The organism is Streptomyces sp. NPDC031340 (genome assembly GCF_055569945.1).
In genome coordinates this window covers 16,079-29,649 of sequence record NZ_JBVIIE010000073.1, presented here as the reverse complement: position 1 = coordinate 29,649, position 13,571 = coordinate 16,079, and the positions used below count along the sequence as shown (strand labels likewise).

Annotated in this window: 12 protein-coding genes; 10 read left to right on the top strand and 2 right to left on the bottom strand. The window is 73.4% G+C overall.

Going from position 1 to position 13,571, the window contains the following annotated elements:
* Positions 1-18 precede the first annotated feature (18 nt).
* From ACZ5GT_RS36455 to ACZ5GT_RS36410, 10 genes are all read left to right on the top strand, one after another.
* Positions 19-1,971 (top strand): Tn3 family transposase, encoded by a 1,953-nt coding sequence (locus tag ACZ5GT_RS36455; protein ID WP_469035113.1) that lies wholly within the window; start codon positions 19-21, stop codon positions 1,969-1,971.
* A gap of 302 nt (positions 1,972-2,273) precedes the next feature.
* A complete protein-coding gene (locus ACZ5GT_RS36450) occupies positions 2,274-3,482 on the top strand; it encodes a sensor histidine kinase (protein ID WP_469035111.1) in 1,209 nt (402 codons plus the stop codon).
* An 81-nt stretch (positions 3,483-3,563) separates the two neighbouring features.
* Positions 3,564-4,493, top strand: coding sequence for a LytR/AlgR family response regulator transcription factor (locus tag ACZ5GT_RS36445; protein ID WP_469035109.1), 930 nt, complete (start codon positions 3,564-3,566; stop codon positions 4,491-4,493).
* Entirely contained in the window at positions 4,486-4,860 is a 375-nt protein-coding gene (locus ACZ5GT_RS36440) for a hypothetical protein (protein ID WP_469035107.1), read from the top strand. Before ACZ5GT_RS36445 ends, ACZ5GT_RS36440 begins: the two co-directional genes overlap by 8 nt.
* The gene (locus ACZ5GT_RS36435; protein WP_469035104.1) at positions 4,857-6,419 is read left to right on the top strand and encodes a sodium/solute symporter; all 1,563 of its coding nucleotides are present in this window, start codon (positions 4,857-4,859) and stop codon (positions 6,417-6,419) included. Before ACZ5GT_RS36440 ends, ACZ5GT_RS36435 begins: the two co-directional genes overlap by 4 nt.
* Positions 6,420-6,871: 452 nt before the next feature.
* The gene (locus ACZ5GT_RS36430; protein WP_469035102.1) at positions 6,872-7,534 is read left to right on the top strand and encodes an acetate uptake transporter; all 663 of its coding nucleotides are present in this window, start codon (positions 6,872-6,874) and stop codon (positions 7,532-7,534) included.
* Positions 7,535-7,657: 123 nt separating this feature from the next.
* On the top strand, positions 7,658-9,613 hold the full coding sequence (gene acs, locus ACZ5GT_RS36425; RefSeq protein WP_469035099.1) for an acetate--CoA ligase: 1,956 nt from the start codon (positions 7,658-7,660) through the stop codon (positions 9,611-9,613).
* A gap of 51 nt (positions 9,614-9,664) precedes the next feature.
* Complete coding sequence (locus ACZ5GT_RS36420; RefSeq protein WP_469035097.1) at positions 9,665-10,318, top strand: adenylate kinase; 654 nt, start codon at positions 9,665-9,667, stop codon at positions 10,316-10,318.
* The gene (locus ACZ5GT_RS36415; protein ID WP_469035096.1) at positions 10,315-10,713 is read left to right on the top strand and encodes a DUF485 domain-containing protein; all 399 of its coding nucleotides are present in this window, start codon (positions 10,315-10,317) and stop codon (positions 10,711-10,713) included. The genes ACZ5GT_RS36420 and ACZ5GT_RS36415 overlap by 4 nt, the downstream gene beginning before the upstream one ends.
* Positions 10,710-12,305, top strand: a complete 1,596-nt coding sequence (locus tag ACZ5GT_RS36410) for a sodium/solute symporter (RefSeq protein WP_469035094.1) — start codon at positions 10,710-10,712, stop codon at positions 12,303-12,305. The genes ACZ5GT_RS36415 and ACZ5GT_RS36410 overlap by 4 nt, the downstream gene beginning before the upstream one ends.
* Before the next feature lie 96 nt (positions 12,306-12,401).
* Here ACZ5GT_RS36410 and ACZ5GT_RS36405 read toward each other — a convergent pair whose 3' ends face one another.
* Both ACZ5GT_RS36405 and ACZ5GT_RS36400 read right to left on the bottom strand, forming a co-directional pair.
* The gene (locus ACZ5GT_RS36405; protein ID WP_469035092.1) at positions 12,402-12,755 is read right to left on the bottom strand and encodes a MazG-like family protein; all 354 of its coding nucleotides are present in this window, start codon (positions 12,753-12,755) and stop codon (positions 12,402-12,404) included.
* A gap of 116 nt (positions 12,756-12,871) precedes the next feature.
* On the bottom strand, positions 12,872-13,459 hold the full coding sequence (locus ACZ5GT_RS36400) for a DoxX family membrane protein (RefSeq protein ID WP_469035131.1): 588 nt from the start codon (positions 13,457-13,459) through the stop codon (positions 12,872-12,874).
* Positions 13,460-13,571 lie beyond the last annotated feature (112 nt).

Here is a 13,571-nt window from a genome sequence, read left to right as displayed (position 1 = left end):
GTTCCCCCACCCCTCAGGGTGGGGTCGGGGGGCCACGACGCGGAATGGCGGGCCGAACTGGTCGCCCGCTATGGCACCGTGCGCGGTTTCATCCGCCTGTTGGTCGAGGTCATCGACTTCGGCGCGGTCGAGGCTGGTGTCCCGGTCGTGACGGCGCTGAAACGGCTGCCTGAGCTGATCGGCCGCAAGAAGGTCGGCGCCGAGGAAGTCGCCTCCGACCTGGTGACCGGCTCGTGGCGGCGGCTTGTGTTCGCCAACCCCGGCCTGCCGCACGGCGTGGTCGACAAGGCCGCGTACTCGTTCTGCGTCCTGGAGCACCTGCATCGCTCGCTGCGCCGGCGGGACGTGTTCGCCAGGGACGGCGACCGCTGGGGCGATCCGCGCGCCAAGCTGCTGGCCGGGGCCAAGTGGGCGGCCGCCGAGCCGAAGGTGCTCACCGCGCTCGGTCTGGAGAGCGAGCCCGCCGGACACCTCGCCGAACTCGCCTCCGCCCTGCACGCCGCGTATGTCCAGGTCGCCGCCGGGCTATCGGGCAACACCGCGCTGGAGGTGGTGGGCGGGAAGCTGAAACTGGCCAAGCTCAGCAAGGCCGAGGAGCCCAAGCTCATGCCGCCGTTCAGGCAGTTGGTCAACGGCATGCTGCCGAAGGTCGACTTCCCCGAACTGCTGTTGGAGGTCGCCGAATTGACCGGCATGGAGGAGGTGTTCACGCACATCTCCGGCGCCGACTCCCACATGGAGAGCTTTGCCACCAGCCTGTGCGCGGTGCTGCTGTCAGAGGCATGCAACGTCGGGTTCACCCCAGTCATCAAGCCGGGCGTCCCGGCGCTCACCCGTGGCCGCCTGGTCCAGGTCGACCAGGGTTACTTCCGGGCAGAGAACATCTCGGCGGCGAACGGCCTGTTCATCGAGGCGCAGGCGAAGATCGACGTCGTCCGGGCGTGGGGCGGCGGCCTGGTCGCTTCCGCCGACGGCGTACGGTTCACCGTCCCGGTACAGACCCTGTACGCCGGTTCGAATCCTCGCTATTTCGGTCTGCGGCACAAGGGCGCAACGTGGTTGAACGTGGTGAACGACCAGGTGATGGGACTGGGCGGGGTGGTCGTGCCGGGCACCCTGCGCGACTCGCTGTTCATCCTGGACGCCATCCACGCCCGCGACGGCGGCCCGAAGCCGGAGACCGTCATCACGGACACCGCGTCTTACTCCGACATCGTCTTCGGCCTGTTCGCGATCTGCGGCTACCAGTTCTCACCGAGGATCGCCGACATCTCCGACGCCCGGTTGTGGCGCACGAACACCGCGGCCGACTACGGGCCGCTCCAGCCGGTCTCGAACCACACCATCCGCCTGGACCGCATTCGCGCCCACTGGGGTGACATGCTCCGCGTGGCAGGCTCCCTGACCCTGGGCGAGGTCCCCGGCCACGACCTTATCCGCATGCTCTCCCGCGACGGCCGGCCCACAGGGCTCGGCGACGCGTTCGCCCACTACGGGCGGATCTTCAAGACCCTGCATCTACTCCAGTTCGTCTCTGACGAGGGATACCGGAGGATGATCGGAGCTCAGCTCAAGCAGATGTCGATGCTGAAGAGCCGGCTCATCCGCCCCGTATCCGGTCAGGAATGGCTGATGGCCACGGTCGGCGTCAGCCTCTACCTCGCGCTGCTCGGGCTGTTCTGGCTGCTCGTCGGCTCCATCGTCCGGCGCTCGGCGGGCACCGTCACGATCATGATCGCCGCGATGTACGTCGTCCCACTGGTGATCGTTTCGACCATGGGTGCGGAATTGCAGTACAGGATGCGGGCTCTGCTGAGTTACGACTTCTTGGACCAGTTGTTCGCCTTCTACTCCTCCGACAACGCCTTCGACCACGGCCCGATGCGCTGGGAGCCGGTGTGGATCATGCTGGGTCTGACGGTCGCGACGTACGCCGCCGCGTACGCGCGGCAGCGGAGCCGGGACGTGTGAGGAACCCTCGGAGACGAGGCGCGTCGCGGGACCGCTGCGCCCGGGTGGTGGCCACCGGCCACCTCCGGTCTCCGCGCGTCCGCGAGAGCGACGACCGCGAAGGGCAGCGCCTGCTGCGGATCGTCCGCCGGGGCAGCGGGTCGGGGTGATGTGGCGGCGGGCCCGGATGGTGCTGCTGTCCGCGCAAGCATGACCGTGGCGAAGATCACCGAGGCGCTCGGCCCCGGACCGGCCGGCGGGGAGCCGTCCCGCCCCGCTTCCCGGAAGTCGTGCCGCCGCGCCCGGGAGTTACCGTGTCCGCCATGACGGGCATATTCGGCCACCGGCGATGGCTGCGGCGGCATGTCGGGTTCGACGGGCGGGCCGGGCAGGCGGCGTTCGAGGCGCTGCACCTGGCCTCCCTCGCGGCCCCGGCGCTGCGCGGCGGGCTGACCGAGGCGTCGGCCGGGGCGGCCGCGCGGCACCTGCGTGAGCTGCTGGGGGTGCCGGCGCTGGCCGTCACCGACACCGGGCGGCTGCTCGCCTGGGACGGGGCCGGGAAGCGACACGGCGCGGCGGCCGTGGAGCTGGCCGCGGACGTGCTGGCCGGCGGCGGCACCGCCGTGCTGAAGGCCGACCGGGTCTGGTGCGGCGAGGTGGGCTGCGAGCTGCGAGAGGCCGTCGTCGCGCCGCTGGTGGTGGAGGACCGGGTGGAGGGCGCGCTGCTCGCCTACGCCCCCGGCGTCTCGGCGGGCCTGGTCCGGGCGACCGGCGAGGTGGCCCGCTGGACGTCCGGGCAACTGGAACTGGCCGAACTGCACCGCTCCCGCACCCGCCTGGTGGAGGCCGAGCTGCGGGCGCTGCGCGCGCAGATCTCCCCGCACTTCTCGTGCAACGCGCTGACCGCGATCGCCTCGCTGGTGCGCACCGATCCCGAGCGGGCCCGCGAACTGCTCCTGGACTTCGCCGACTTCACGCGCTACTCGTTCCGCCGCCACGGCGAGTTCACCACGCTGGCGGAGGAGTTCCGCTCGATCGGCCAGTACCTGGTGCTGGAACAGGCCCGCTTCGGTGACCGGCTGCGCGTCGACGTGCAGGCCGCGCCGGAGGTGCTGCCGGTCGCGGTGCCGTTCCTGTGCGTGCAGCCGCTGGTGGAGAACGCCGTGCGGCACGGCTTCGAGGGCCGCACCGGACCCGGGAAGATCACGGTGCTCGCCTGGGACGCGGGCGCCGAGGCGCACATCACCGTCGAGGACGACGGGGTCGGCATGGACCCCGAGGAGCTGCGCCGCATCCTGACCGCGGGCGGCGCCGGGAGGTCCGGGTCCGCCGGGTCGGGGGGCGGCGTGGGGCTGGGCAACGTCGACGCCAGGCTGCGGCAGGTGTACGGGGACGCGTACGGGCTGGTGGTCGAGACCGCGCCCGGCGCGGGCACCAAGGTGCGCATCCGCGTGCCCAAGTACCGGGCCGGGGTGACGGCCCCGGCGGGGGTCGGGGAACGGCCGGGCGAGGGGTTCGGCTCGCTCAGGTGAGCGGCACCCCTTCTCGGATGTGGCGAATGCCACACGCGCCGGGAGATTGACCCGCTGTGCGGGAAATGTACACACTCATCCATGCTGCGCATCCTGGTGGCCGACGACGAACCGCACGCCCTGGAGGAACTCGTCTATCTGCTCGGCCTGAATCCGGGCGTCGGCCCCGTGGAGTCCGCGGCGGACGGCGCCGCCGCGCTGCTGGCGCTGGACCGCGCGCTGCGCGAGGACAAGCCCGTGGACGCCGTCTTTCTCGACGTGCGCATGCCCGGACTGGACGGGCTGGAGGTGGCCAGGGTCCTGTCCCGGTTCGCCGAGCCGCCGCCGGTGGTGTTCGTCACCGCCTACGACGACTTCGCCGTCCACGCCTTCGAGGTGCGCGCTCTGGACTACCTGCTCAAGCCGGTGCGCGCCCAGCGGCTCGCCGAGACCGTCCGGCGCATCGCCGAGCGGCGGGCGGAAACGGCCGCGTCCGAACCCGGCCCCGGCTCCGGCGCCGGTCCGGAATCCGGCTCCGGGGGCCGCGAACCGGCCGCCGCGGGCCGTACGCCCGCGCCCGCGACCCCCGGACCCGTAGCGCCGTCACCCGTCCCCGCGCCCACCTCCACCCCCACCCCGGCCTCCGCCGCCGCGCGGCCCGCCCACACCGACGACGAGACGATCGCCGTGGAGCTGTCCGGGGTGACCCGGTTCGTCCGGCGCTCCGAGGTACGGCACGTGGAGGCGTGCGGCGACTACGTGCGCCTGCACCTCGAATCCGGCAGCTGCCTGCTGCGGATGCCGCTGTCCAGCCTGGAGGACCAGTGGCAGGACGCCGGCTTCGTGCGCGTGCACCGCCGGCACCTGGTCGCCACCGGGCACATCGAGGAACTGCTGGCCGACTCCGGGCGGCTGTCCGTCCGGGTGGCCGGCGCCGTACTGCCGGTCAGCCGCCGCAGCAACCGCAGGCTGCGGGAACTGCTGCTGCCCCCGTCCGGCCCGCCGAGATCACGAGGGACCGCCGATGGCTGAGCCGGCTTCGCGGGTGACCGTCACCCACCCGCGCACCCGCGCCGCCCGCCCCGGCCGGCGCGACGCCGCCGTGCGCGACGTCCACGAGCAGACCCCGCTCGGCGAGGTGTACGTCAAGGCGCTGATGCGCACCCAGCTCCGGCTGGCGCTGCTGGTGTGCGGCGCGGTCGGCCTGCCGCTGGTCTGTCTGCCGCTGCTGCTCGGGCGCCCGGGGGCGGCGCACGGGGTGCGGCTGTGGGGGATCGGCCTGCCCTGGCTGATCCTGGGGCTGCCGGTCTACGCGCTGCTGGTGGCCGCCGGCGCCTGCTACGTGCGCCGGGCCGAGCGGCACGAACGCGACTTCGTGGAGCACGTCCACCGCTCATGAGCACACCCGCGAACCTCACCGCCGTCCTGCTGGTCGTCGCCCTGACGGTCGCCGTCGGCGCCTACGGGCTGCGGGCACGCTCCACCCCGGACTTCTACGTCGCCTCCCGCACCGTCTCACCGCTGCGCAACGCGTCCGCGGTCAGCGGCGAGTACCTCTCGGCCGCCTCCTACCTCGGCATCGCCGGCCTGCTGGTGGCCTACGGCTCCACCATGCTCTGGTACGGCATCGGGTACACGGCCGGCTATCTGGTACTGCTCGTCCTGGTCGCCGCGCCGCTGCGCAGATCGGGTGCCTACACCGTCTCCGACTTCGCCGAGGCGCGCCTGGGCTCCCTGGCGGTGCGGCGGACGGCCACCGCGTTCGTGGTGCTGATCGGCTGGCTCTACCAGGTGCCGCAGCTCCAGGGCGCCGGACTGGCCCTGCACGCGACCGTGGGGGCGCCCGCCTGGACGGGTGCGGTGCTGGTCACGGCGGTCGTGCTGGTGAGCGTGATCGCCGGCGGCATGCGCAGCGTCACGCTCGTGCAGGCCGTCCAGTTCTGGGTGAAGCTGGCCGCGCTCGCCGTCCCGGCGGTCGTCCTGCTGCTCGTCTGGCGCGGCGTCTGGCACCCGGCCGGCAGCCCGCCCGCCGCACCCGCGCCGGCCGCAGGCGCCGGGCCCGGCCAGGGCGGGCAGGCGCTGTACACGGTGTACTCGCTGATGGTGGCCACGTTCCTCGGGGCGATGGGCCTGCCGCACGTCATCGCCCGCTTCTACACCAACCCCGACGGCCGGGCGGCCCGCCGCACCACGGTGGGCGTCCTCGGCCTGCTCGGCGCCTTCTACCTGCTGCCCGAGCTGTACGGCGGACTGGGCCGGCTCTACGCCCCCGGCCTGGCCTCCGCCGACCGGGCGGACGCCGTGGTGCTGCTGCTGCCCGGACGGCTGGTGCCGGGCGCCGCGGGCCAACTGCTGACGGCGCTGGTGGTGGCGGGCGCCTTCGCCGCCTTCCTGTCGACCTGCTCCGGGCTGGCCCTGTCGGTGGCCGCCGTGCTCTCGCAGGACCTGCTCGGGGGCGACGTGCGCGGCTTCCGCCGGGCCTCCGCGCTGGCCGTGCTCGCGCCCTGCGCCATCGCGCTGCTGCTGTCGGAGAGCGGCGTGTCCGTGGCCCACGAGATCGGCTTGATCTTCTCGGTGGCCGCCTCCACCTTCTGCCCGCTGCTGGTGCTGGGCATCTGGTGGCGGCGGCTGACCCCGGCCGGAGCGGTCGCCGGGATGCTGGTCGGCGGCGGACTGTCGGTGACGGCGATGACGGTCACGCTGCTGGGCGCGGGCGGGCCGGGCTGGACCGGCGTCCTGCTCGCCGGGCCCGCCGCGTGGAGCGTCCCGGCGGCGTTCCTGACCATGGTGGGCGTGTCCCTGGCCACGCCCGGCAGGATCCCCGCGGGGACCTCCGTGATGCTGGCGCGGCTGCATCTGCCGGAGGCGCTGGACGCGGGTACCGCCGGCCGCTCGGCGGCGACGGACGACCGTTCGTCCCGCGACCGGGTCCGTCCGTCGCGCGACGGGCACCACTGAACGACAAGTCCCGCACGGGGACTCCCCGGGCGCGGCGCGGGTGCCGCACAGTAACCGGCCAGAGCGAGACAACGACGGATCGCCCGGCCGCCAAGCCGCGCTCCCTGACCGGGAGCGGCAGCCGGACGCCCCGCGCCTCAGCCGCGGGCAACCGCGTCCCGGCCCCGACCCCGAGCCGGCCGCCGCCCGCCGCGACCACGCACACCGCAAGCCGCACACGCACACCGCAAGCCGCACACGCACGCCGCAGCAGCACGCAGCACACAGCGCACAAGCACGTCGCACGAGCCGCATACCGCACACCCGCCCGTCGCACGAGCCGCATACCGCACATCCGCCCGTCGCACGAGCCGCACGACGCAGCTTCCGTGTCCGTCCGCCTCCACGGGCGGCGCACGCACCACCCCGCCCCAGGACCCGCGCCGAGCGGGCACCCAGACCCGAGGACCGCCATGACCCAGACCCAGACGCCCGCGACCGACGAGCGCGCCGCCGCCCCGCTCGCCCCGCTCGAGCCGGCCCCGGCCGCGTCCGAGGCGCAGCGCCCGCAGATCGCCGACCCCGGCCCGCTGGGCCTGGCGGGCTTCGCCCTTACCACCTTCGTGCTCTCCGTCTTCAACTCCGGACTGATCGCGGACCGCTCCCTGGAGGCCGTGGTACTGCCGATCGCCCTGTGGTACGGCGGCATCGCCCAACTCCTCGCCGGCATGTGGGAGTTCCGCAAGAACAACACCTTCGGCGCGCTGGCCTTCACCTCGTACGGCTCGTTCTGGCTGTCCTTCGCGGCCTACGTCCAGTTCATCGCCCCGAAGCTGCCGGCGGCCCACGCCTACCAGGCGACCGGCCTGTTCCTGCTCGCCTGGACGATCTTCACCGTCTACATGACGGTCGTCACCGCCCGGATCAGCGGTCTGCTGCTCGCCGTGTTCTCGGTGCTGTCGGTGACCTTCGTGCTGCTCACCGCCGGAGCGCTGGGACAGGCCCCGGAGCTGAGCCAGGCGGGCGGCTGGGCCGGCCTGGTGACCGCGCTGCTCGCCTGGTACGGCTCCTTCGCCGGGGTGGCCAACGCAACCTGGAAGACCAAGTCCCTGCCGACCTGGCCGTTCTCGGCCTGATCCGCCGACCGCGGACCGCCCCGCCTGCCGCCTGAGGGCCAGAGCCTGCCTGAGGGCCGGAGCCTGCCTGACGGCCGCCGCCTGCCCCCTGCCGACCGCCCGAGAGACCACGAGGGAGCCATCATGAGCAACGAGAGCCTGGCCAGCCTGCTGAAGGAGGAGCGGCGGTTCGCGCCGCCCGCCGACCTGGCCGCGAACGCCAACGCCACCGCCGAGGCGTACGCGCAGGCCGAGGCCGACCGGCTCGGCTTCTGGGCCGCCCAGGCCCGTCGGCTGAGCTGGGCCGAGGAGCCGACCGAGACGCTGGACTGGTCGAACCCGCCGTTCGCCAAGTGGTTCCAGGACGGCCGGCTGAACGTCGCGTACAACTGCGTCGACCGGCACGTCGAGGCGGGCCTCGGCGACCGGGTCGCCATCCACTTCGAGGGCGAGCCCGGCGACAGCCGCGCGATCACCTACGCCGAGCTGAAGGACGAGGTCTGCCGGGCCGCGAACGCGCTCACCGAACTCGGCGTCGGCGCGGGCGACCGGGTCGCCGTCTACCTGCCCATGATCCCCGAGGCCGTCGTCGCGATGCTGGCCTGCGCCCGCATCGGCGCCGCGCACTCGGTCGTCTTCGGCGGCTTCTCCGCCGACGCCATCGCCACCCGCGTCCAGGACGCCGACGCGCGCCTGGTCATCACCGCCGACGGCGGCTACCGCCGCGGCAAGGCGACCGCGCTCAAGCCCGCCGTCGACGAGGCGCTCGGCCGCACCGACGGGGTGGAGAAGGTGCTGGTCGTCCGGCGCACCGGGCAGGAGGTCGGCTGGACCGAGGGCCGGGACGTGTGGTGGCACGAGGCGGTCGGCCGGCAGTCGGCCGAGCACACGCCGGAGGCGTTCGAGGCGGAGCACCCCCTCTTCATCCTGTACACGTCCGGTACGACGGGTAAGCCGAAGGGCATCCTGCACACCTCCGGCGGCTACCTCACCCAGGTCGCCTACACCCACCACGCGGTCTTCGACCTCAAGCCGGAGACCGACGTCTACTGGTGCACCGCCGACATCGGCTGGGTCACCGGGCACTCCTACATCGTCTACGGCCCGCTGGCCAACGGCGCGACCCAGGTGCTGTACGAGGGCACCCCGGACACCCCGCACCAGGGCCGCTTCTGGGAGATCGTCGAGAAGTACGGCGTGACCCTCATGTACACGGCGCCCACCGCGATCCGCACGTTCATGAAGTGGGGCGAGCACCTCCCCGCCAAGTTCGACCTGTCCTCCCTGCGGGTGCTGGGCAGCTGCGGTGAGCCGATCAACCCGGAGGCGTGGGTCTGGTACCGCGAGCACATCGGCGGCGGCCGCTGCCCGATCGTGGACACCTGGTGGCAGACCGAGACCGGCGGAATGATGATCTCGCCGCTGCCGGGCGTGACGGAGACCAAGCCGGGCTCCGCGCAGACCCCGCTGCCGGGCATCTCCGCGACCGTCGTCGACGACGAGGCGAACGAGGTCCCGAACGGCTCCGGCGGCTACCTGGTGATCACCGAGCCGTGGCCGTCGATGCTGCGCACCATCTGGGGCGACGACCAGCGGTTCATCGACACCTACTGGTCCCGCTTCCCGGGCCGCTACTTCGCCGGCGACGGCGCGAAGCGCGACGAGGACGGCGACATCTGGCTGCTGGGCCGGGTCGACGACGTGATGGTCGTGTCCGGGCACAACATCTCCACCACGGAGGTCGAGTCGGCGCTGGTGTCGCACCCGGCGGTGGCGGAGGCGGCCGTCGTCGGCGCCACCGACGAGACCACCGGGCAGGCGATCGTCGCCTTCGTGATCCTGCGCGGCGCGATCGCGGAGGACGACGCCCTCGTCGCCGCACTGCGCGACCACGTCGGCGCCACGCTCGGCCCGATCGCCAAGCCGAAGCGCATCCTGCCCGTGGCGGAGCTGCCCAAGACCCGCTCCGGCAAGATCATGCGCCGCCTGCTGCGCGACGTCGCCGAGAACCGCCAGCTCGGAGACGTCACCACCCTCACCGACTCCGGCGTCATGGATCTGATCCAGGCGAAGCTGCCGGCCGCCCCGGCCGAAGACTGACCACGAAACGCCGCCCCGGCCGAAGACCGACCACGAAACACAGGAACTGAGATGCGCATCGTTCTGATCGGCCCACCGGGCGCCGGCAAGGGCACCCAGGCCCGCGTCCTGACCGGCCTCCTGTCCGTCCCGGCGATCTCCAGCGGGGACCTGTTCCGCGCCGAGATCAGCCGGGGGACCGAGCTCGGCGAGCGGGTCCGGCGGCACACGCAGGCCGGGGAGCTGGTGCCCGACGAGCTGACCACCGCCGTCGTCACGCGCCGCCTGCGCGAACCCGACGCGGCGGACGGCTTCCTGCTCGACGGCTTCCCCCGCACCGTACGCCAGGCCGAGCTGCTCCAGGAGGCGCTGCGGGAGGACGACACCGCGCTCGACGCGGTGCTCGCCCTCGACATGCCGGACGACGAGATCGTGCAGCGGCTGACCGGCCGGCGCCTGTGCCCGGCGTGCGGGACCACCGTGCACACCGTGTTCTCGCCGCCCCGCGTCGCGGACCGGTGCGACGGGTGCGAAGGCGCCCTCGTCCGGCGCGCCGACGACACCGAGGAGACCGTGCTGCGGCGCCTGGCGGTGTACGCCGAGCAGACCGTGCCGCTGCTGCGCTGGTACACCGACCGGGACCTGCTGGTGCACGTCGACGCGATGGGGACGGTGGACGAGGTCTCCGACCGGATGCGCTCCGCCCTGGCGGTGATGGCGCCTTGAACGGCTCGGTGAACGGCTACCGCCCCTACCCCCAGCCCGCCGCGCACCGCGAGCCGGGCGGCGGCGTCCCCCCGGCGGCGGACCTCCCCGGGCCGCAACCCGCGGACCTGCGCGAACTGCGCCGCGTCCGGCGCTCGTTCGCGATCCCGGCGGCGGTCACCGTCGTCGGCGGGTATCTGCTGCTCGTCCTGCTGTCCGGCGTCGCGCCCGGGCTGATGGCCGTTCCGCTGCTGGGACACCTCACCTTCGGACTGACCCTGGCCCTGGCGCTGTTCGCCGCCCTGTTCCTCACCGCGTGGCGCTACGAGCGGCACATGCGCACCCGGTTCGACCCGCCGGCCGACGAGGTGCGCGCGCAGCGGGACCGGGCGGGCGCGAGAAGAGGCGAGCGGTGACCGCCTACGCCTCGGGCGCCATGTCGCTCAGCCAACTCCGGCTGCCGCTGGTGCTGTTCCTCGTCTTCCTGGCCGTCACCATGTTCACGGCCATCATCACCAGCCCGCACCGCGACGAACTCGGCGAGTTCTACCTCGGCAGCCGCAGACTGTCGCCGCTGCGGTACGGCATGGCGATGTGCGGCGACTACATCTCGGCCGCGACGCTGCTGGGCAGCACCGGCCTGGTCTGCCTGACCGGCTACGACGGCCTGCTGTACCTGGTGGGCACCGCCATCGGCTGGATCATGGTCCTGCTGCTGATCGCCGAACCGCTTCGCAACACCGGCCAGTTCACCCTCGGCGACACCGTCGCGCTGCGGATGCGGGGCGCGCAGCGGCCGGTCCGGCTCGCCGTCGGGATCTGCGCCCTGGTCGTGTCCGTCCTCTACCTGGTGGCCCAGCTCGTGGCGAGCGTCGCGCTGCTGGCCCAGTTCACCGGCATGCCCGGCAGCGCGGCGCGCGCCCTGTGCGTGACCACCGTCGGCTGCCTGGTGGTCTTCTACGTCGCGGTCGGCGGGATGCCCGGCACCACGTTCATCCAGATCGCCAAGACGGTGCTGCTGGTGGTCGTGGTCGCGGTGGCGGTCGTGCTGGTGCTGACGCACTTCGGCTGGAGCGGCGACGACCTGCTCGGCGCGGCCGCCGCGAACAGCGGTCACGGGGACGCCTATCTGCGGCCCGGTCTGCGGTTCGGCGCCAGCACCCTCAGCAAGCTGGACTTCTTCTCGCTCGCGCTGTCCATGGCGCTGGGTGTGGGAGGGCTCCCGCACATCGTGATGCGCCTGCTGTCCCCGGCCGGCAGCCGCCAGCTGCGTACGGCGGTGCTGTGGACGGTCGGCCTGGTGGGCGCCGTCTGCCTGGCGGTCGGCGTCCTGGGCCTGGGCACGGCCGCGATCGTCGGCACCGACACCGTCAGGGCCGGCGACTCCACCGGCAACTCCGCGGTGCTGCTGCTCGCGCAGTCGGTGGGCGGCACGCTGCTGATGGCGGCCTTCTCCTGCCTCGTCTTCGCCACGATCCTGTCGGTGGCCGCGGGCGTCACGCTGGCGGCGGCCTCCGCGCTGGCCCACGACGTGTACGCGCACGTCCTCCGCCGGGGCCGGGTGAGGGACCGTCAGGAAGTCGCCGTGGCACGGGTGTCGGCGGGCGCGGTCGGCGTGCTGGGTATCCTCATCGCCCTGCTGGCCTGGGACTGGAACGCGGCCTCGCTCGCCTTCCTGGCCTTCGCCATCGCGGCGTCCTCCATGGTGCCGACCATCCTGTACACGCTGTTCTGGTCCCGCTTCACCGCGCGCGGCGCGCTGTTCGCCCTCTACGGCGGCCTCGGCTGCTCGCTCCTGCTGGTCGTCTTCAGCCCGCTGGTGTCCTCCACCCCGGCGTCGCTGCTGCCCTCGGCGGACTTCGCCTGGTTCCCCCTGCAGAACCCGGGCATCGTCTCCGTCCCGGCCGGCTTCCTCCTCGGCTGGCTCGGTACGGTCACCAGCTCCCGGACCACCGACCCGGCCGCGTACCAGGAATTCGAGGAACGCTGCCTGATCGGCGTGGAGTAGGCAGGTACACGCGGCCCGCGGCCCCTGTGAACGACGCGGCCCCGGACACCGTCTCGGCGAGGCGACGGTGTCCGGGGCCGCGTCAGCCGTGTCACGTCATCGCTCGGCCGGTCCGCCGCCCAGCGACCGCGCCACCACCCGCGTCAGATGCTCCCCGAACACCTCCCTCGCCTGCGGCGTCAGCGTGCGCAGCGCCACCAGCGCGGTGATCACCACATCGCACAGCTCGCCCTGCACGTCGTCCCACGTGTGGGTGACGCCCTTGCGCGGGTTCTGGCCCGTCGCGCCGATCACCGCCTGGGCGACCTCGCCGACCTCCTCCGACAACTTCAGCATCCGCAGGAGCAGGCCCTGTTCGCCGCCGTGGGCGCGGTGCGCGTCCAGCCAGTTCCACAACTCGTCGATGGAGGCCCACAGATCCGCGGGCGCGGGCAACTGCCGATCAGTCATACCCGCACCCTGCCACGAACCCGCCGCCCCTGTGCCGCGCGCTGCGACCCGCGGTGCCCGCGGCCGGGTGACGCGCCGCCCCTGGGGCCCCGTCGCCTCTGCGGCCCCGCCGGCCCCTACGGCTCCGGCGTCTCGAACAGGGCCTGCTGGTCGCCCTCCTTCGCCGCGCGCAGCCGTTTGGCGCGCGCCCCCACCACCAGTGTCGTCACCGCGGCCGTCACGCCGAGCGCCGCCGGAACCATCCAACCGCGGTCCAGCGCGTGCCCGAGCGCGTGGTCGAGGGAGAGGCGGCCCGGGCCCGCGACCGCGAGGCCGGCCGCGGTCAGGCCCAGCGCCGCCGCGTACTCGTAGCCGCCGCTCTGGTTGAAGAAGCCCTGGGGCGTGCTCACCGCCGCCGCCCCGGCCATCGCCCCGGCCGCCGCCGCGCCCGCCGCCGGGGTCGCCAGGCCCAGCGCCAGCAGCGTGCCGCCGCCCGTCTCGGCCAGGCCGGCCGCCGGTGGGGGTACCCCCGCGCGAGCGAAGCCGAGCGTGGGGGAGCTCGCCTTCCCCGGCGCGTAGCCGACCGACTCCATGAACTGCCCGGTGCCCTCGATGCCGTGCCCGCCGAACCAGCCGAACAGCTTCTGCGCGCCGTGCGCGGCCAGCACGCCCCCGGTGCCGAGCCGGAGCAGCAACAGTCCCAGATCACGTCGGTCGCACGAGATCACGGTCACTCCCGGAGCAGTGGGCGGCAGCGGTTCCCCCTCCGCGTATCCACCGTGCCACTTCTGACACCCGCAGGCCCGCCCGTGACGCCGTTCGGGTGGCCGGCCCCGG

Coding starts and splice junctions, on each gene's coding strand:
- ACZ5GT_RS36450 (WP_469035111.1), top strand. CDS start 2,274: ATGACGGGCATATTCGGCCACCGGCGATGGCTGCGGCGGCATGTCGGG.
- ACZ5GT_RS36440 (WP_469035107.1), top strand. CDS start 4,486: ATGGCTGAGCCGGCTTCGCGGGTGACCGTCACCCACCCGCGCACCCGC.
- ACZ5GT_RS36420 (WP_469035097.1), top strand. CDS start 9,665: ATGCGCATCGTTCTGATCGGCCCACCGGGCGCCGGCAAGGGCACCCAG.
- ACZ5GT_RS36445 (WP_469035109.1), top strand. CDS start 3,564: ATGCTGCGCATCCTGGTGGCCGACGACGAACCGCACGCCCTGGAGGAA.
- ACZ5GT_RS36405 (WP_469035092.1), bottom strand. CDS start 12,755: ATGACTGATCGGCAGTTGCCCGCGCCCGCGGATCTGTGGGCCTCCATC.
- ACZ5GT_RS36435 (WP_469035104.1), top strand. CDS start 4,857: ATGAGCACACCCGCGAACCTCACCGCCGTCCTGCTGGTCGTCGCCCTG.
- acs (WP_469035099.1), top strand. CDS start 7,658: ATGAGCAACGAGAGCCTGGCCAGCCTGCTGAAGGAGGAGCGGCGGTTC.
- ACZ5GT_RS36430 (WP_469035102.1), top strand. CDS start 6,872: ATGACCCAGACCCAGACGCCCGCGACCGACGAGCGCGCCGCCGCCCCG.